Annotated in this window: 12 protein-coding genes; 6 read left to right on the top strand and 6 right to left on the bottom strand. The window is 61.7% G+C overall.

Annotated elements, in window-relative coordinates:
- The first annotated feature begins 58 nt into the window (after positions 1 to 58).
- The 6 genes from DTW90_RS14170 to trxA all read left to right on the top strand — a co-directional run bounded on the left by DTW90_RS14170 (position 59) and on the right by trxA (position 12,042).
- Positions 59 to 2,641 carry a PAS domain-containing sensor histidine kinase gene (locus DTW90_RS14170; RefSeq protein WP_149339071.1) on the top strand — a complete coding sequence of 861 codons (2,583 nt, stop codon included), beginning with the start codon at positions 59 to 61 and terminating at the stop codon, positions 2,639 to 2,641.
- Positions 2,638 to 4,155 carry a tRNA (adenosine(37)-N6)-threonylcarbamoyltransferase complex ATPase subunit type 1 TsaE gene (tsaE, locus tag DTW90_RS14165; protein ID WP_149339069.1) on the top strand — a complete coding sequence of 506 codons (1,518 nt, stop codon included), beginning with the start codon at positions 2,638 to 2,640 and terminating at the stop codon, positions 4,153 to 4,155. The genes DTW90_RS14170 and tsaE overlap by 4 nt, the downstream gene beginning before the upstream one ends.
- 12 nt (positions 4,156 to 4,167) lie before the next feature.
- The gene (locus DTW90_RS14160) at positions 4,168 to 4,899 is read left to right on the top strand and encodes a nucleotidyltransferase family protein (protein ID WP_132522529.1); all 732 of its coding nucleotides are present in this window, start codon (positions 4,168 to 4,170) and stop codon (positions 4,897 to 4,899) included.
- A gap of 3 nt (positions 4,900 to 4,902) precedes the next feature.
- Positions 4,903 to 8,103, top strand: coding sequence for a double-strand break repair protein AddB (gene addB / locus DTW90_RS14155; RefSeq protein ID WP_149339067.1), 3,201 nt, complete (start codon positions 4,903 to 4,905; stop codon positions 8,101 to 8,103).
- Complete coding sequence (gene addA / locus DTW90_RS14150) at positions 8,096 to 11,647, top strand: double-strand break repair helicase AddA (protein WP_149339065.1); 3,552 nt, start codon at positions 8,096 to 8,098, stop codon at positions 11,645 to 11,647. The genes addB and addA overlap by 8 nt, the downstream gene beginning before the upstream one ends.
- Before the next feature lie 74 nt (positions 11,648 to 11,721).
- Entirely contained in the window at positions 11,722 to 12,042 is a 321-nt protein-coding gene (gene trxA / locus DTW90_RS14145) for a thioredoxin (protein WP_149339063.1), read from the top strand.
- A 167-nt stretch (positions 12,043 to 12,209) separates the two neighbouring features.
- Here the strand turns inward: trxA and DTW90_RS14140 are convergent, their stop codons facing one another.
- The 6 genes from DTW90_RS14140 to DTW90_RS14115 all read right to left on the bottom strand — a co-directional run bounded on the left by DTW90_RS14140 (position 12,210) and on the right by DTW90_RS14115 (position 18,120).
- Positions 12,210 to 13,553, bottom strand: coding sequence for a folylpolyglutamate synthase/dihydrofolate synthase family protein (locus tag DTW90_RS14140; protein ID WP_149339061.1), 1,344 nt, complete (start codon positions 13,551 to 13,553; stop codon positions 12,210 to 12,212).
- A 47-nt stretch (positions 13,554 to 13,600) separates the two neighbouring features.
- Positions 13,601 to 14,506 carry an acetyl-CoA carboxylase, carboxyltransferase subunit beta gene (gene accD / locus DTW90_RS14135; RefSeq protein WP_132522519.1) on the bottom strand — a complete coding sequence of 302 codons (906 nt, stop codon included), beginning with the start codon at positions 14,504 to 14,506 and terminating at the stop codon, positions 13,601 to 13,603.
- A 39-nt stretch (positions 14,507 to 14,545) separates the two neighbouring features.
- Complete coding sequence (gene trpA / locus DTW90_RS14130; RefSeq protein ID WP_132522517.1) at positions 14,546 to 15,385, bottom strand: tryptophan synthase subunit alpha; 840 nt, start codon at positions 15,383 to 15,385, stop codon at positions 14,546 to 14,548.
- A 1-nt stretch (position 15,386) separates the two neighbouring features.
- Positions 15,387 to 16,607, bottom strand: a complete 1,221-nt coding sequence (gene trpB / locus DTW90_RS14125) for a tryptophan synthase subunit beta (protein ID WP_132522515.1) — start codon at positions 16,605 to 16,607, stop codon at positions 15,387 to 15,389.
- A gap of 2 nt (positions 16,608 to 16,609) precedes the next feature.
- Complete coding sequence (locus DTW90_RS14120) at positions 16,610 to 17,278, bottom strand: phosphoribosylanthranilate isomerase (RefSeq protein ID WP_132522513.1); 669 nt, start codon at positions 17,276 to 17,278, stop codon at positions 16,610 to 16,612.
- Between the two features lie 80 nt (positions 17,279 to 17,358).
- Complete coding sequence (locus tag DTW90_RS14115) at positions 17,359 to 18,120, bottom strand: SprT family zinc-dependent metalloprotease (RefSeq protein WP_149339059.1); 762 nt, start codon at positions 18,118 to 18,120, stop codon at positions 17,359 to 17,361.

The raw sequence follows: 18,120 nt of genomic DNA, 5'->3' as shown, positions 1-18,120 counted from the left end.
GCGAAAATGGGATGTCTTGTCGAAATGCGGCACATTACAGGACGGAGACAGACCGCGAATGTCGGAAATGAAGGACAGCCTGCCTGAGCAGGCGGATGCATCATCCTATGCGTCCGCGATGCAAAGGCATGGCGGGAAAAGAGCAGATGGTCAAAAGATCGGGCGATACGGTGTGTTCCGGAAGGCGAGTGCCGTGGCACGTCTTCTAGCACTCTACGCGTCCGGAACGGCCCTGGCTGCGATCGCAGGCCCCGCGCTTGCGCAGGCGAAAGTCCCGGAAACGGCACGCCTGTTTACCTCTTCCGAAATGGTTACCTTTTCCGTCGTCATCGGCATTGTTTCGGCGGCACTTCTCTCCGCCATCTGGATGGTGCGGCAGCGCGGCAACATCGAAACGGAGAGCCGCGAGATCCGCTCGGCTCTGTCAGATGCCAATCAGCGTATTTCTCAATACCAGGCCCTGATCGCCGACAAAAACCGCAGGATCGTGATCTGGGATGGCCCAGACGCACGGCCGGAACTTCTCGGCCAACTGCCTGCCGAAACAGGCGCGCCGCAGGACAATGAATTCCTTGCATTCGGCCTCTGGCTGAAATCCTGGTCTGCTGCAGAACTCGACAAGTCGATCGACAAATTGCGCAGCAGCGGACAGGGTTTCGACATGGTCGTCGAGACCAACCGTGAAGAGATATTGGAGGCGCAGGGCCGCATTTCCGGCGGGCGTGCCTTCGTTCGCTTCATCGCGCTCAACAACCTGCGCGCCGAACTGGCGGAACTGAAGATCGAGCGGGACCGGCTGATGACGTCGATCTCGGCCTTCCAGGGATTGCTCGACGCCATCGACCTGCCGGTCTGGCAACGCGATCCGCAGGGCAGGCTCACCTGGGTCAACCAAGCCTATGGCGATGCCGTCGAAGCGGTTACCCCGGAGGAAGCTCTGCGGGAGAGCCGTGAATTTCTTCCGACCATTTCCCGCGAGCGGATCCGCGCGCTGGCCACGCCCGAATCGCCATTCCACGACAAGATTTCGACGGTCGTCCATGGCAACCGCACATTCTTCGATGTCGTTGACGTCAAGGTACCGAACGGCTCGGCCGGCATCGCCATCGATGTTTCCGAGACGGAAGCGGTTCGCGCCGAACTCCAGCGCACGTTGAAGAGCCACGCCGAAACGCTGGATCATCTGGCCACTCCCGTTGCGATCTTCGATGGCGAGCGCCGCCTGCAATTCTACAATCAGGCTTTCGTCAGCCTCTGGGAATTCGATATCGCCTTCCTCGAATCCAAGCCGGACAATGGCGAGCTGCTGGAACGGCTCCGCGCCGCCAAGAAGCTGCCGGATTCGCTGAACTGGAAGAGCTGGAAGGACGGAGCGCTGTCGGTCTATCGATCGCTCGATACACAATCCGACCTCTGGCATCTGCCGAACGGGCAGATTCTCCGGGTATTCGCGACCGCGCATCCGCAGGGCGGCGCCACCTGGGTCTTCGAGAACCTGACGGAACAGGTCGATCTCGAGACGCGCTACAATACGCTGGTCAAGGTACAGGGCGAGACGATCGATCACCTCTCCGAAGGTGTGGCTGTGTTCGGACCGGATGGCCGCATCCGGCTTTCCAACCCTGCTTTCCGCGCGCTCTGGGGCATCACCGAGGCCCAGGCTGCGCCCGGTACCCATATCCGCGGCCTGGCTGATGCCTGCGCCCCTTCCTATGACGGGCCGGATGGCTGGAACCGCTTTGCAGAGCAGATCACCAGCTTCGATGACGAGCGGCCCTCCTCGCAGGGAACGCTCGAGCTCTTCTCCGGCCTGGTGCTGGATTACGCGATCATCCCGTTACCCAACGCGCAGACGATGCTGACCTTCGTCAACATGACGGACAGTGTCCGCGCCGAGCGGGCCCTGACGGAAAAGAACGAAGCGCTGCGCAAGGCCGACGAGCTGAAGAACGATTTCGTACAGCACGTTTCCTACGAATTGCGGTCGCCGCTCACCAATATCATCGGCTTCACCGATCTACTGAAGACCCCCGGTATCGGGCCGCTGAACGATCGGCAGGCGGAATATATCGATCATATCTCGACCTCGTCTTCGCTTCTCTTGACCCTGGTCAACGACATTCTCGACCTCGCTACGGTCGACGCCGGCATCATGCGGCTGAATTACTCCGAGATCCGGCTGGACGAACTGCTGGACGACGTTTCGATCCAGATCGCCGACAGACTCCAGGAGAGCGGCGTTACGCTCGAGATTCTCGTCCCGGCGCACCTCGGCAGTCTCGTCGCCGACCAGCAGCGCCTGAAGCAGATCCTGCTCAAACTTTTGAACAACGCTGCGAATTTTGCACCCGAAGGCTCGATCATCTCGCTGAAATGCCACCGCGAAGGCACGGATTTCGTCTTCTCCGTCGCCGACAAGGGGCCGGGCATTCCTGAAGAGATGATGCGCGCGGTATTCAACCGCTTCGCCAGCGGCAAGGGCGGCAAGCGCAACGGCGCGGGCCTCGGCCTCTCGATCGTCGAAAGCTTCGTCAGCCTGCACAATGGCAAGGTGTCGATCGACAGCCAGCCCGGCAAGGGCACGACGGTCATATGCCGCATCCCGTCCGCCGATCTGCCCCACTCCGTCGCAGCCGAATGATTGCAGCAGACGACGCCATTTCTATTTTCCTGGAAGACGACGCAGCAACCGCATGGCTTGGTGAAGACCTCGCCCTGGCGCTGAAAGCGGGCGATTGCCTGGCGCTCTCCGGCGACCTGGGGGCCGGCAAGTCCTCACTTGCCCGTGCCCTTCTGCGCGCGATCGCCGACGACGACAGCCTTGACGTCCCGAGCCCGACATTCACGCTCGTGCAATCCTACGATCTGCGCATTCCGGTTTCCCATTTCGATCTCTATCGCCTCGGCCATCCCGATGAGTTGGTGGAACTCGGCTTTGACGAGGCTTTGCGGAACGGCATCTGCATCGTCGAATGGCCGGAAATGGCGGAGGGCGATCTGCCCGCCTCGCGCATCAACCTGAAGCTCGAACATGAAGGCAAGGGTCGGCGCGTCACGATAAAGGCACCAGAGCAGGAGATGGCGCGAATTCGGCGCGTGCTCGATATCCGCGCCTTCCTCGACGCCCACGGTCTTACCGATGCAAGGCGGCGGTTCTTGACCGGTGACGCGTCGCTGCGCGCCTATGAATCGGTCTATCCGGCAGACGGCAGCGCGCGGCAAATCCTGATGGACTGGCCCCGCCGCCCCGATGGCCCGCCGGTTCTCGACGGCAAACCATATCCGAAGGTGGCGCATCTTGCCGAGGATGCCTACCCCTTCGTGGCACTGGCCAATGTGCTGAGGGACGACGGCTTTGCGGCACCCGAGATCTATGGCGTGGATTACGATGCGGGCATTCTCCTGATCGAGGATCTCGGCACCGAGGGTGTTCTCGATGCCGAAGGACTGCCGATCCCGGAGCGTTATCGGGAAGGCGTTGCCTGTCTCGCGCATCTGCATTCGCTTCCGGTGCCGCAGGACATCGCGGTCACGCCCGATCATATCCATCACATTCCCGATTTCGACCGGGTCGCGATGAAGATGGAAGCGCGGCTACTGGTTGACTGGCACTTGCCGTGGAAAAGCGGGCGCGAGGCAAGCGATGCGGAGCGGGCGGAATATCTCGCGATCTGGGATCATCTGATCGACGAGCTGGACAGCGCGGAAAAAAACCTGCTGCTCAGGGACTTTCATTCCCCGAATATCATCTGGCGGACGAACGAGCATGGCCTACGGCGCATCGGCATGATCGACTTCCAGGACGCTATGATCGGGCCGACCGCCTATGATCTCGCCTCCATCGTCCAGGACGCCAGGGTCACGATCGACCGTCCGCTTCAGGACCAGCTGATGGGCGACTATCTGGCGCTTCGTCGGCTGGAGGCGGGGTTTGCCGAGCCGACTTTCCTGAAGAGCTGGGCGATCATGTCGGCGCAGCGCAACTGCAAGCTTGCCGGCCTCTGGGTCCGGCTGCTCAAGCGCGACGGCAAGCCCGGTTATCTCAAGCACATGCCGAGAACGCTTACCTATCTCAAGGTCGCCTTCGAGCATGAAGCACTCGCCCCCTTGCGCGATTGGTGTACAAGGGCTGGAATAGGCGAAAGCGAATCATAACTTCCGGATCAGATGACCATTAAACAAGCCATGGTGCTGGCAGCGGGTCTCGGAACCCGCATGCGGCCGATCACCAATACGATACCGAAGCCATTGGTGAAAATCGCCGGCAAGCCGATGATCGACTATGCGCTGGACACGCTGGCTGATGCCGGCGTCGAAAAGGCGGTCGTCAACGTGCACCATCACGCTGACCAGATGCTTGCCCATCTCGAGGCCTACAAGCGGCTGGAGATCATCATTTCCGACGAGCGGGAAGCGCTGATGAACAATGGCGGCGGACTGGCCAAGGGCTTGAAGCTGCTTGATGCGGGAAAGGTTTTCGTCATGAATGCCGACCTCTTCTGGGTCGGCGAAAAGCCCGGCATGCCGACCAACCTGCAACGGTTAGCCGGATTCTTCGATCCAGCAGGTATGGACATGGCGATGCTCTGCGTCGATATCGATAACACGACAGGCCACAACGGCAAGAACGATTTCGGCATGGCGAAGGATGGCCGGTTGACGCGGTTCCGCGAGCACGATCCCTCGCCCGTTGTCTATGCCGGCGCGATTGCGATGGACACGTCCTTCCTCGATGATGCGCCTGCCGATGCCTTCAACCTCAATATCTATTTCGACAAGGCGATTACCCGCGGTCGCCTGTACGGAATGATGATGGACGGACATTGGCTGACGGTCGGGACACCCGAAGCGATCAGCGATGCCGAGGCGACGATCCAGCGCTTCCAGGAACTGGTCTAAGCCATGGCTACCGGCCATCGCCAGCGAATCCTCACCATTCCGGCGGGCCTCCCCTTCCTGAAGACGCTGGCAACCGCGCTGTGCGACGGCCGGCTGATCGAAAGCTACAAGCACGACCCGGCCGATCCGTTGTCGCTGGCCAAGGTGACAATCTTCCTGCCGACGCGCCGCGCCGTTCGCGTGCTGCGATCCGAATTCGTCGATCTCCTGGGCGGCCGAGCAGCCATTCTTCCCGTCATCCGCCCGCTGGGGGAAACGGATGACGACAGCGGCTATTTCGACGAAGCGCTGCCGGCAACGCTCGATCTCGCGCAACCGTTGTCGAACACGGTGCGGTTGCTGGAGCTGGCGCGACTGATCCTTGCCTGGCGTAACAAGCTGCCGCAGATCGTTCGCGACATACATTCCGACTCGCCGCTGGTCGCGCCGGCGAGCCCGGCAGACGCCATATGGCTCGCGCGCAACCTGGCCGAACTGATCGATTCCATCGAGACGGAAGATCAAAACTGGGACGAGCTTGCCAAGCTCGATGCGCGGGATCATGCGCTTTGGTGGCAGCTGACCGCGGAATTCCTGCAGATCGCCAGCGCCTTCTGGCCGGCGCGCCTGGAAGAGCTCGGCCGCTCCTCGCCCGCCCGCCATCGCAACGCCATCCTGCGCGCCGAGGCCGAACGTCTGGCGAGCATGGAGCATAGCGGGCCGATCATCATTGCCGGTTCGACGGGATCGGTTCCCGCAACCGCCGATCTGATTGCCGCCGTCGCCTCCCTGCCGGAAGGTGTCATCGTGCTGCCGGGGCTCGACGGAGCCATGTCGGACGAGGACTGGACGCTTGTGGCACCGGATTTGCGGCCCAGCGAACGCGCGGACCCTGCGGCTCGTACCCATCCACAATACGGGCTTGCACTGCTTTTGAAGCGGCTGGGTGCGACGCGGCAGGATGTCGGCACCGTCGAGGACGCCGGACCTATCCTGCAACGACGGGCGGAAATCCTTTCCCACGCACTGGCTCCGGCCAAAGCGACGAGCGACTGGGGCGAATGGCACCGGACCCTGCCCGAAGACGCACTGAAGCAGGCTTTCGCGGATGTCTCTCTCATCGAGGCGGCTAACGAGCGAGAGGAAGCGACCGCAATCGCGATCGCCTTGCGGCTTGCCCTCGAAAAACCGGGGCGAAATGGCGAAAGCCATGCCGCGCTGATCACGCCGGATCGCAACCTGGCGCGTCGCGTCGCCTCCGAACTCGCGCGCTTCGGCATCACCGCCGACGATTCCGCCGGTACGCCCTTGGCGGCAACGCCGCAGGGCGGCCTGCTGCAACTTCTATTGGAAGCGACCCTTCGCCCGGGCGATCCCGTCGCGCTCGTTTCGCTGCTCAAGCACCCCCTGGCCCGCTTCGGCCTCGATCGCGCCAGCCTCGAACCTGCGATCGATGCATTGGAGTTGCTGGCGCTGCGCGGCGGCGTGGCGGAAGTCGATATCTCTGCGCTGGAGCCGTTGCTGGATGAGCAACTGCTTGAAGGGGCCGACGATCGGCACGCGCCGAAATGGCTGAAAAGCCTGCCATTGAAGGCGATCGATCAGGCAAGGGATCTGGCGCGCCGTGTAACCGCGGCTACGGAACCGTTGGCATCGGCGCTGGTCCGGCATCGACCCGGCGACCGCGGCCTGACCAGTAGCTTTGCCCTATCCGAATGGGCAGAACGAACCGGACGCGCGCTGGAAGCAATCGCGACGGATGAACGCGGCAACCTTGCAGCGCTCTGGTCAAGCGAGGCGGGCGATACGCTGGCGAGCCTTCTGCGGGAGGTCATTGACGCCGACGACCAGCTGGAGGCTGATGGACCACAATGGATCGACATCACAGCCGCTCTGTCGGCCGGCCAGGCGGTGAAACCCCGCTCGCTCAGCCATCCGCGCGTCTTCATCTTCGGCACGCTCGAAGCCCGTCTGCAGAGCGTCGACACGCTGATTCTGGGTGGCCTGAACGAAGGCTCCTGGCCGGGGCAGACATCCAACAATCCGTTCATCTCGCGAACGATGAAAACCGACATAGGGCTGGAGCCGCCGGAGCGGCGCATCGGCCAGCTCGCCCATGACTTCGAGATGGCGAATGGCACGCGCGATCTCATCTATTCCCGCTCGCTCCGACAGGGGTCGACGCCGACCGTCGCCTCCCGCTGGCTGCAGCGGCTGATGGCGCTGGGCGGCAAGGACTTTCAGGCGGAGTTGAAGGCGCACGGCGACCGCTTTCGGCATTGGGCTGGGATGATCGACGAGGGCGACAACCAGGCGCCGGCGCAGCGTCCGACACCCAAGCCGCCGGCGACACTGCAGCCGAAGAGCTATTCCTTCAGCGAAGTCGGCCGCCTGCGTCGCGACCCCTATGCGATCTATGCGCGGCGGGTGCTCAAGCTCGACCCGATCGAACCCTTCAACCGCGACCCCGGCGCTGCCGAGCGCGGCACGCTCTACCATGCGATCATCGAGCGGTTCGTCAGCGGCGGGCATATTGCGGGCACGCCGGCGGGATCTGCTGCCATGGAGCAGATCATCGCCGATCTCTTCGATGACGAGCGGTTGCCGCCCCATATCGACAGCGTCTGGCGACCGCGCTTCCGCGAAGTGGCCCGTGCCTTCCTGAAATGGGAGGCGGATCGACGGCCGCATATCCGCGAGACCTTTACCGAAGCTCGGGGCGGTGTCGATATCGAGCCGATCGGCATCAAACTGACCGGCATCGCGGACCGGATCGACGTAAAGGGTGGCAATGCCGCCGATATCGTCGACTACAAGACCGGCTCCAATCCCTCGCCGACGCAGGCACGCGCCTTGCTCGATCCGCAGCTTGCACTCGAGGCCTATGCGCTTCAGGCCGGCGCATTTCGTGAAGCAACCGGCCTTGTGCCCGACAATCTGCTCTATGTCCGGCTTCGTCCCGGCGAGCGCTTCCAGGTCGATCAGGTCAACAACGAGCTGGCAAGTGCCACTGCGAAGACCAAGCCGAAGTCGGCTATCGATCTTGCCGAGGAATCGATCGACCAGCTCGTCAAATTCGTCTCGCTGCTGCAATCGGGCGAAAGGGGCTTCACCTCCCGCCTGATCCCCGCGCAGCAATTTGATTTCGGCGGCGACTACGATCATCTGGCCCGCGTCTCAGAGTGGTCGACTGCAGAGACGGAGGAGGCAGCCGGCGATGAGTGAATTCGCATCCCTGCCCGAAGGCGACGATCCCGGCACCTGGATCAGCTGGACGACCATCCAGCAATCGATCGCCTCCGATCCCCTACGCTCCGCCTGGGTTTCGGCCAATGCCGGATCCGGCAAGACGCATGTGCTGACGCAGAGGGTCATCCGGCTGCTGCTTGCCGGCGCACGGCCTTCCGCCATTCTTTGCCTGACCTATACGAAGGCGGCGGCGTCCGAGATGTCCAACCGCGTCTTCGAACGGCTGGCCGACTGGGCGACGCTGCCAGACGAGAGCCTGCGGAAGAGAATTGCCGATATCGAAGGCGAAGAGCCTGATCTTTTCAAGCTGGCCGAAGCGCGCCGGCTTTTCGCCAAGGCGCTGGAAACGCCGGGTGGGTTGAAAATCCAGACGATCCACGCCTTCTGCGAAGCGCTACTGCATCAATTTCCGCTGGAGGCGAATGTCGCCGGTCACTTCTCCGTTCTCGACGACCGGGCGGCTGCAACCTTACTTGCGGACGCTCGCCGCTCACTGCTGACGGCGACGACGCCCGAGGGCGATGCCGATCTTGCCGAGGCTTTCGCCTATGTGCTCGATCTCGGTGACGAAGCCGGCCTCGACAACCTGCTTGGCGACATAGTTGCCAATCGCAATGCCATCCGCCGGTTTACCCTGGCAGCGGCGCAAGAGGGCGGCGTCGATGCGGCGCTGCGCCAGAGGCTTGGGCTCTCCGCCAACGACACTGAAGCCGGCATTGCGGAACAATATTGGCCCCTGCCCGGCCTTTCCGGCGGCGTGCTCGAAACCTATCTTGCGCTTGCCGACCAGAAGGGCGGCGTAAAAGTGCAGGAGATCGCTTATGGGCTCCGCCTCGCAAAACGCGATGGGGACGCAGGTGAGCGGGCAGCGCTTCTGGAAAAGCTGTTCCTGACGGGCAAGGGCGAGCCGAAGGCGGACAGTTCGCTCGTCGCCAAGGCAATGGCGACAGCGGCACCGGAGCTGGTGGCCGCGATCGATGCCGTAAGGTCCCATATCGTCGCCTGCCGCGACCGGCTGAAGCTGATGCGGATGTACAGCGCCACCCATGCTGCGCTTGTCCTGGCAGACCGGCTGAACCTCGACTACGAAGATCTGAAGAAGCAGCGCAGCCAGCTCGACTTCGAGGACCTGATCACTCGCACGGCCGATCTTCTGACGAAAAGCGGCGTCGGCCCCTGGATCCATTACAAGCTCGATCAGGGCATCGACCACATCCTCGTCGACGAGGCGCAGGATACGAGCCCGATCCAGTGGAGCGTCATCCAGTCGCTGGCCGAGGATTTCTTTGCCGGCGAAAGCACGCGCCCTGCCCTCAGAACGATCTTTGCCGTTGGCGATGAAAAGCAGTCCATTTATTCCTTCCAGGGCGCGCGGCCCGAGCGATTTTCCGAGGAAAGCAGCCGAACCCGGCGGCGCGTTATCGCCGGCGGCCAGGCCTTTTCGCCGATCCGCCTGCCGCTGTCCTTCCGCTCGACGGCAGACGTGCTTTCCGTGGTCGACCGGGTCTTTGCGCTGCCCGACAATGCCCGCGGCCTCAGCGCCGTCGGCGAGGCCGTCGTCCATCGCTCCAGCCGTATCGGCCACCCTGGAGCCGTCGACCTGTGGGACATGATCGCGCCTGAGCCGATGGCGAGGGAAGACGACTGGACGGCGCCTTTCGACGCCACGCCCGAGAGCGCGCCGGCCGCGATCCTTGCGCGGCGCATCGCCCACAGGATCGGTGAACTCGTCGGGCGCGAGACGATCATCGAAAAGGGCAAGGAACGCCCCGTCGAGGCGGGCGATGTCCTGGTGTTGGTGCGCAAGCGCGACGCCTTCGTCAACGCGCTGACACGGGCGCTGAAGAAGCGGGGCAATATTCCCGTCGCCGGCGCCGACCGACTGGTGCTGACCAGCCATATCGCCATCCAGGATCTTCTCGCGCTCGGCCGCTTCCTGTTGCTGCCGGAAGACGATCTTTCGCTTGCCGCCGTTCTGAAAAGCCCGCTCTTCGACCTCAACGAAGACGACATTTTCGCGATCGCAGCACTTCGCGGCGAAAACCAGAGTGTCTGGGGCCATCTTCAGGCCTTTGCAGCCGATGGACAGGCGCGATACGCCGCCGCCGTCGAGCGCATGAAGACCTTCATGGCGCTTTCGAAAAACTGCTCGGTGCATGATTTCTACGCCCGCGTGCTCGGCAGCCTCGGCGGGCGGCGGCAGTTCCTCGCCCGGCTCGGCACCGAGGTCAGCGACATCCTCGATGAATTCCTGACTTTCACGCTGGAGCATGAGACCAACGGCCTGCCGGGACTGCAATCCTTCGTTTCGACGCTGGAGCTGGAAGCGCCCGTCGTCAAACGCGAGCAGGATAAGGGCCGCAACGAAGTGCGGATCATGACGGTCCACGCTTCGAAAGGCCTGGAAGCGCCGATCGTCTTCCTCGTCGATGGCGGCGGCAAGGCCTTCACCCACACCCATCTGCCGAAGCTGCGGCTAATCGACACCAATGACGGCCAGGAACCCATTCCGGTCTGGGTTCCCGTCAGCACGCTCGCGAACTCTCTGACCCAGGCGGATGCCGCGCGCATCCAGTCGCTGGCGGAGGAGGAATATCGTCGGCTGCTTTACGTGGGCATGACCCGCGCGGCGGACAGGCTGGTGGTCTGCGGCTATCGCGGCATTCGTGAGAATGCCGGCACGTGGCATCAGATGATTTCGGCCGCCATGCGGGCGGATGAAGAGCATTGCGCACCGGCTGCATTTTCCGGCCCTGATGGCGAGTGGGAAGGACTGAGTTGGCGGGTGCAGCACGTAAGCCGGCCGGTCGATCGCGCAGAGAGGACCAAAGCGTCCGAACAGCGCCAATCCCTGCCCCTCGAGCTCGGGCGCCCGCTGCCGGCGCAACGGCATTTGCCGCGACCGCTCAGCCCCTCGGGTGCCGGAACCATCATCGATGAAGAGGCCGACGACCTGCTCGTCACCTCGCCGCTTTTCGGCGAGAAGGGAAAGAGCGACAGGTCGCTCGAAAAAGGCCGCCTGATCCACCGGATGTTGCAGACATTGCCTGACATTCCGCCGGTCGATCGCGCCGACGCTGCCGGGCGCTATGCCGAGCGGGCGGCGCGTTATTGGCCGCAGGCGGAGCGGGAGGTGCTGGTCACTTCCATCATGCGGCTGCTTTCCAATCCTGATCTGATGAGTGTTCTCGACGCCCATGGCCAGGCGGAAGTCTCGATCATGGGGACTCTCACGCTTGGTGATCAGCGATTTGCCGTCTCGGGACGGATAGACCGCCTTGCCGTTCTCGACGATCACGTCATCATCCTCGACTATAAGACGAATCGCGTACCGCCTACCAATCCGGAGGCGATCCCCTTTGCGCATCAGGCGCAGCTCGCCATCTATCGCGAGATCCTGAAGCCGCTTTATCCGGGAAAGCCGATCGATTGCCTGCTCGTCTATACGGAGAATGCCTCGATCCATCGCTTGAGCGAAACCGCGCTCGCATCGGCGCTTGCGCAGCTCAAAACAAAGTGAAATATCGAATATTGAAAATCAGGCACCGGCTCATCACATAAGGTGCAACAGCAAATTCGCTAAAGGAGCAGCCTATGGCTACCGTGAAAGTCGATACCTCCAACTTCAAGTCTGAAGTTCTGGAATCCGCAGAGCCCGTCGTTGTCGATTTCTGGGCTGAATGGTGCGGTCCGTGCAAGATGATCGCTCCGAGCCTTGAAGAAATCGCCATTGAAATGCAGGGCAAGGTGAAGGTTGCCAAGCTCAACATCGACGAAAACCCGGAACTGGCTGCCCAGTTCGGCGTTCGTTCGATCCCGACGCTTGCACTCTTCAAGGCCGGCGAAGTTGCCGACATCAAGGTTGGCGCCGCTCCGAAGACTGCGCTTTCGAACTGGATTTCGAACGCTTCCTAAGGGTATCGATCTCTTAGAGCATTTCTGTTTTTCTTCGAAACGCGGCAATGCTCTAACTCTTTGATTTGGCGCAATTTCGGACGCAAAACCGTGTTACACTTTTGCTGAAATTGCTCTAATAAGAAAAGCTCGGCAATGCCGGGCTTTTTCATTTGTACGGGATGTCGTTATTTCGGCGGCGTGCCGTTGTCCGCGAGAACATCGCCGACCAGATAAAGCGAGCCGCCCATCAGTATCCGCGGCGCAGGCTTTTCCGGGACCACCGCCTGCTTGATTGCCTCCAGCGCCTCGGCAACCGTCGACATGGGTTCGGCAACGAGCCCTGCATCGTAAGCCGCATTGGCCAGGATGACCGGGTCGATCATCGCATCGCTGTGGCGGATCGGCACGCAATAGACCTTTTCCGCAAGACCGGCGAAGGCCTTGAAATAGCCGACGGGATCCTTGGTGTTGATCATTCCGATAATCAGGAAGAGCGGCCGGGACTGACGCTCCTCGAACCCGGCCATTGCCTCCGCGATCACCTCTCCGGCGCCGGGATTATGGCCGCCGTCCACCCAGATCTCCGCACCTTCAGGCGCATAGGCCATGAGATTGCCTTCAGTCAGGCGCTGCAGGCGTCCCGGCCATTCGACCGATGTCATCGCCTTTTCCATCATCGCTTCGGTGATGGTGAAGCCTGCGGCTTTCACGGCGCGGATCGCGGCGGCGGCGTTGGCATATTGATGGCGGCCAGGAAGGCGCGGCAGCGACAGGTCGGCAAGGCCGAACTCGTCCTGATAGACCAGCCGTCCATATTCCTCATGTGCCATGAAATCCTGGCCGAAAGCGGCCGTCGGGCAATGCAGCCGCTCGGCGGTCGACAACAGGACGTCGAGGGCCGCATCATATTCCTGATGGCCGATGACGACGGGCTGGCCGCGCTTCATGATGCCGGCCTTTTCGGCAGCGATCAGCTCGACGCGGTCACCGAGATAGGCCTGATGATCGAGCGAGATCGGCATGATGACCGAAACGGCCGGGTCGGAGATGACATTCGTCGCATCGAACCGACCGCCGAGGCCGACTTCGATGATCGCGGCATCGGCCGGGTGTTCCGAAAACAGCAGGAAAGTCACCGCCGTCAGGATTTCGAACACGGTGATCTTCTGGCCGGCATTCGCTTCCGCGACGCGCCGCAGGGCGTCGGCAAATGTCGCGTCGTCCACAAGCTGGCCACGGCCGCCCTGGACGCCCATGCGATAGCGCTCGTGCCAGTTGACGAGATGCGGCGAGGTATGGACATGAACGCTGAGGCCGGCGGCCTCAAGCAATGCCCGGCAAAAGGCCGCGACCGAGCCCTTGCCGTTGGTGCCGGCAACGTGGATAACCGGCGGAAGCCTCTTATGTGGGTTGCCGAGGACTCCCAGCAGGCGGGTGATCCGATCCAGCGACAGATCGAAGCCCTTGGGATGCAGAGCCAAGAGCTTGTCGATCTCGCGCTCCGCCTCGCTCGTAACGGAATGGCTCATTGGAATCATCCAGCACCCCCGCCCTCAGGCCTTCAGTTCAACGTCGATCAGGCGCTTGCGGCGATAGCCATTGCAGCGCCGGTTTCCTTGACGGAGATATTGGCCGGCTTCTTCGTCAGAATCTTGAGCAATCTCGCGAGCGTATCAGGAATATCATGACGCTTGACGACCATGTCAACCATGCCATGTTCCAGCAGGTATTCAGAGGTCTGGAAGCCTTCCGGCAGCTTTTCGCGAATGGTCTGCTCGATGACGCGCTTGCCGGCAAAGCAGATTTCCGCACCGGGTTCAGCCAGATGCACATCTCCCAGCATGGCGTAGGACGCGGTGACGCCACCGGTCGTCGGGTTTGTCAGCACGACGATATAGGGCTGGCCTGCTTCCTTCAGCATGTCCACGGCAACGGTCGTGCGCGGCAGCTGCATCAGCGACAGGATGCCTTCCTGCATGCGGGCGCCGCCTGAGGCCGGGAACATGACGAGTGGGCATTTTTCGGCAATGGCGCGCTCGAAAGCCTTCACGATTGCTTCGCCAGCAGCAATGCCGAGCGAGCCGCCCATGAAATTGAACTCGTGCACAACGGCAACCAGCTTCAGCCCACGAACCTTGCCGACACCGGCAAGAATCGTGTCTTCCTGCTCGGACTTGAGACGGTTATCGCGCAGGCGATCGGCATATTTCTTCGAATCGCGGAATTTCAACGGGTCCTGCGCGACCTTCGGCTGCGGTAGCGATTCGAATTCGCCGCCGTCGAACAGATCTGCCAGACGAGCCTTGGCCGGCATCTTCATATGAAAGCCGGAAGCGGGAATGACCCACTTGTTGTCTTCCAGGTCCTTGTGGAAGACCATTTCACCGGTCTCAGGGCACTTGATCCAGAGATTCTCCGGCACTTCGCGACGGCCCAGCATGGAATTGATCCGCGGGCGAACGTAGTTGGTGATCCAGTTCAAATCGAATACTCCTGATTGACTGACGCCAATGTGGTGACACTATTCGGCAGCAACAAGGCGTGCCGAGCGGGTTCCTGTGGAGAGACCCCGCACGAGTGTGGCCACGGCCTGGACGGTATCTGATGTCGCCTTGCCGTCCTTGGTGAGGCTTGTGGCAATCTGGTTGACGATTGCAGTACCAACGACGACGCCATCGGCCGCGCCACCGATGAGCTTGGCATGCTCGGCGGTCTTGACGCCGAAGCCGACGCAGATCGGCAGGTCGGTATGATCCTTGATGCGCTTGACCGCGCCGGAGACCAGCGACGGATCCGGCAGGGCCGAACCGGTGATACCGTTCATCGAGACGTAATAGACGAAGCCCGAGGTGTTCTTCAGAACGGCCGGCAGGCGCTTGTCATCTGTGGTCGGAGTCGCCAAGCGAATGAAGTTGATGCCCTTGCGGATCGCGGGGATGCAGAGTTCGTCATCCATTTCCGGCGGCAGGTCGACGACGATCAGGCCATCGATGCCGGCAGCGATCGCATCGTCGAGAAACTTTTCGACGCCGTAGATGTAGATCGGATTGTAGTAGCCCATCATCACGATCGGCGTGTCGCTGTCCGTCTTGCGGAAATCGGCTGCAAGCTGCAGCGTCTTCTTCAGCGTCTGCCCGCCCTTCAGCGCGCGCTGGCCGGCCATCTGGATTGCGGGGCCATCAGCCATCGGATCGGAAAAGGGCATGCCAAGCTCGATAATGTCGGCACCAGCTTCCGGAAGCGCCTTCATGATACCGAGCGACGTTTCGTAATCCGGGTCTCCGCCCATGAAGTAGGTGACGAGCGCCGGGCGGCCTTCCGCTTTCAGGTCAGCGAAACGTTTGTCCATACGTGCAGTCATATCAGAGCCCCATTCCCAGAATCTTGCCGACGGTGAAGATGTCCTTGTCGCCGCGACCGGAGAGATTCATCAGGATGATTTCGTCCTTGCCCATCTTGGGAGCGCGCTTGATGACCTCGGCCAGGGCATGGCTGGGTTCGAGCGCCGGGATGATGCCCTCTAGCTTCGTCAGGGTCTGGAAGGCTTCGAGTGCTTCGTGGTCCATGATCGGAACATATTCGGCGCGGCCGATATCGTTCAGCCAGGAGTGCTCCGGGCCGATGCCGGGATAATCAAGGCCGGCCGAAATCGAGTGGCCTTCCTTGATCTGGCCATCGCCGTCCTGCAGCAGGTAGGTACGGTTGCCATGCAGCACGCCCGGCGAGCCGGCCGTGATGGAGGCGCAATGTTCGTCGCCCTGCAGGCCCTTGCCGCCTGCCTCAACGCCGACGATCTTTACGCCGGCATCGTCGAGGAAGGGATGGAAGATGCCGATGGCATTCGAGCCGCCGCCGACGGCAGCAACGACGAGATCAGGCAGACGGCCTTCGGCTTCAAGCATCTGCTGCTTGGCTTCGGTGCCGATGACGGCCTGGAAATCGCGAACCATTTCCGGATAGGGATGCGGGCCGGCGGCGGTGCCGATCAGGTAATAGGTGTCGTCGACATTGGTGACCCAGTCACGCAGCGCCTCGTTCATGGCATCCTTCAGCGTGCCGTGGCCTGCGGTAACCGGCCTTACCTCGGCGCCGAGGAGCTTCATGCGGAAGACGTTCGGCGCCTGGCGCTCGACGTCGGTCGCGCCCATGTAGACCACGCAAGGGAAGCCGAAACGGGCCGCAACCGTGGCAGAGGCCACGCCATGCTGGCCAGCACCGGTTTCGGCGATGATGCGGGTCTTGCCCATGCGCTTGGCGAGCAGGATCTGGCCGATGCAATTGTTGATCTTGTGCGAGCCCGTGTGGTTCAGCTCTTCGCGCTTGAAATAGATCTTCGCGCCGCCGAGATGCTGAGTCAGGCGTTCTGCAAAATAAAGCGGGCTCGGGCGGCCGATATAATGCGCACCCAGGGACTTCAGTTCAGCCTGGAAGGCCGGATCGTTCTTTGCCTTATCCCATTCCGCCTGCAGATCGAGGATCAGCGGCATCAGCGTTTCGGCGACGAAACGTCCGCCGTAAATACCAAAGCGGCCATCCTCATCGGGGCCGGCGCGGAAGGAATTCGGTTTTGGCGTCTCGTTCACTCTTAACTCCCTGATGCAATTTCAGGCTGGCAGGCGGTTTCGACCGCATCGAAAAACTCGTCGATCATCTCGACGCTCTTCACTCCGGGCGCGCTTTCGACGCCCGAGGCCGTGTCGACACCGCGCGCGCCGGTCAGACGAATGGCGTCGCCGACATTATTCTTGTTCAACCCGCCGGACAGCATGTAATCGACGTTGCCGTCGAGCCAGCTGAGCAGGCCCCAATCGAAGGAAACGCCGTTGCCGCCCGGCAGTTCGGAATCTTTCGGCGGCTTGGCGTCGAACAGGAAACGATCGGCGATGCCAATATAGGCTTCCACCCGCTTCAGATCATCGGCCGTACGAACCGGAAGTGCCTTGATCACCTGCAGACCGTAGACCGCCTTTATGGTCAGAACACGTTCAGGGCTTTCGTCGCCGTGCAATTGAAGAATATCCGGGTGGAGGAGTTCCGCGATCTCGTCGAGTTCGTCATTCGTCGGATTGACCGTCACAGCAACGATCTTCGCTTTGCCGCGGACCGGCTCGGCAAGCCTGCCGGCAAGATCCGGCTCGACATAGCGGGGGCTCTTCGCGAAAAAGTTAAAACCGATATGGGTCGCGCCGCGCTTCAGCGCGCGATCGATTGCTTCCGGCGTCTTCACGCCACAGATTTTTACATCGGGTTTCATGGCTGCGAAGTGACATGAAATTGCGAAAGAGTCGAGCCAAAACGCAACGATGCGCTCATTTCAACGGCTTCAAGCGTAACTCAATCGAAGTCGATCGCGTGCAGCTGGCTGCCATGGCGCTTCAGCCAAGCCTTGGCTTCGTCCATATGCGGGCAGAGCTTGCGGCAAAGCGCCCAGAAGTGCGGGCCGTGGTTCATCTCCTTGAGATGGGCGACTTCGTGGGCGGCGAGATAATCGATCACCATCGGCGGCGCCATGACGATACGCCAGGAAAAGCTCAGATTTGCATCCGTCGAGCATGAACCCCAGCGGCTGCGCGTATCCTTCATGCTGATCGATGCGACCTTCGCTCCGATCCTGCCGGCATGAATGGCGACGAGCCGTTCCATATCGAGGCGACCTTCCTTCTTCAGAAAGGTCGCGATACGCCGGCCGGCATGTTCGGGCATGCCGCTGACCCTGAGGACGTGCCTGCCATCGACGAGCACGGATTCAGTCAGGCCGCGCAGGGTGCCGGTGTGCTCGATACGGTGCTTTACGCCGCGCAGGAGAATTTCCCCGCCCGGCTCAAGGACAGTCTCGGAGGAAAACTTGGCCAGCTTCGTCAGCAGCCAACCCTGATGACGATCGAGGAAAGCATTGATTTCCCGCGCTGCAAGGCCACGCGGTATCGTCATCTTCAGCCCGCGGCCGCCCGGCTCGATGCGCAGGGTTATTCGCGTTGCCCTTTCATGCTGACGGATCGTCAGGGGCATCAGGCGTCCAGCCACATCAAGGGTACGCGTCTCCGGCGCAGGTGGCTGCCTTATCGATCGGCGGGCTTTTGACAGAAGCGGAAACAT

The sequence above is a fragment of the Neorhizobium sp. P12A genome (assembly GCF_008365395.1).
Classification (GTDB): Bacteria; Pseudomonadota; Alphaproteobacteria; order Rhizobiales; family Rhizobiaceae; genus Rhizobium.
This window is presented reverse-complemented; position numbering and strand designations above follow the sequence as displayed.

Excerpts from the sequence above, each read along its gene's own strand:
- addA (WP_149339065.1), top strand. The coding sequence starts at position 8,096 with ATGAGTGAATTCGCATCCCTGCCCGAAGGCGACGATCCCGGCACCTGG.
- addB (WP_149339067.1), top strand. The coding sequence starts at position 4,903 with ATGGCTACCGGCCATCGCCAGCGAATCCTCACCATTCCGGCGGGCCTC.
- DTW90_RS14140 (WP_149339061.1), bottom strand. The coding sequence starts at position 13,553 with ATGAGCCATTCCGTTACGAGCGAGGCGGAGCGCGAGATCGACAAGCTC.
- DTW90_RS14120 (WP_132522513.1), bottom strand. The coding sequence starts at position 17,278 with ATGAAACCCGATGTAAAAATCTGTGGCGTGAAGACGCCGGAAGCAATC.
- DTW90_RS14115 (WP_149339059.1), bottom strand. The coding sequence starts at position 18,120 with ATGTTTCCGCTTCTGTCAAAAGCCCGCCGATCGATAAGGCAGCCACCT.
- DTW90_RS14160 (WP_132522529.1), top strand. The coding sequence starts at position 4,168 with ATGACCATTAAACAAGCCATGGTGCTGGCAGCGGGTCTCGGAACCCGC.
- tsaE (WP_149339069.1), top strand. The coding sequence starts at position 2,638 with ATGATTGCAGCAGACGACGCCATTTCTATTTTCCTGGAAGACGACGCA.
- trxA (WP_149339063.1), top strand. The coding sequence starts at position 11,722 with ATGGCTACCGTGAAAGTCGATACCTCCAACTTCAAGTCTGAAGTTCTG.
- DTW90_RS14170 (WP_149339071.1), top strand. The coding sequence starts at position 59 with ATGTCGGAAATGAAGGACAGCCTGCCTGAGCAGGCGGATGCATCATCC.
- trpA (WP_132522517.1), bottom strand. The coding sequence starts at position 15,385 with ATGACTGCACGTATGGACAAACGTTTCGCTGACCTGAAAGCGGAAGGC.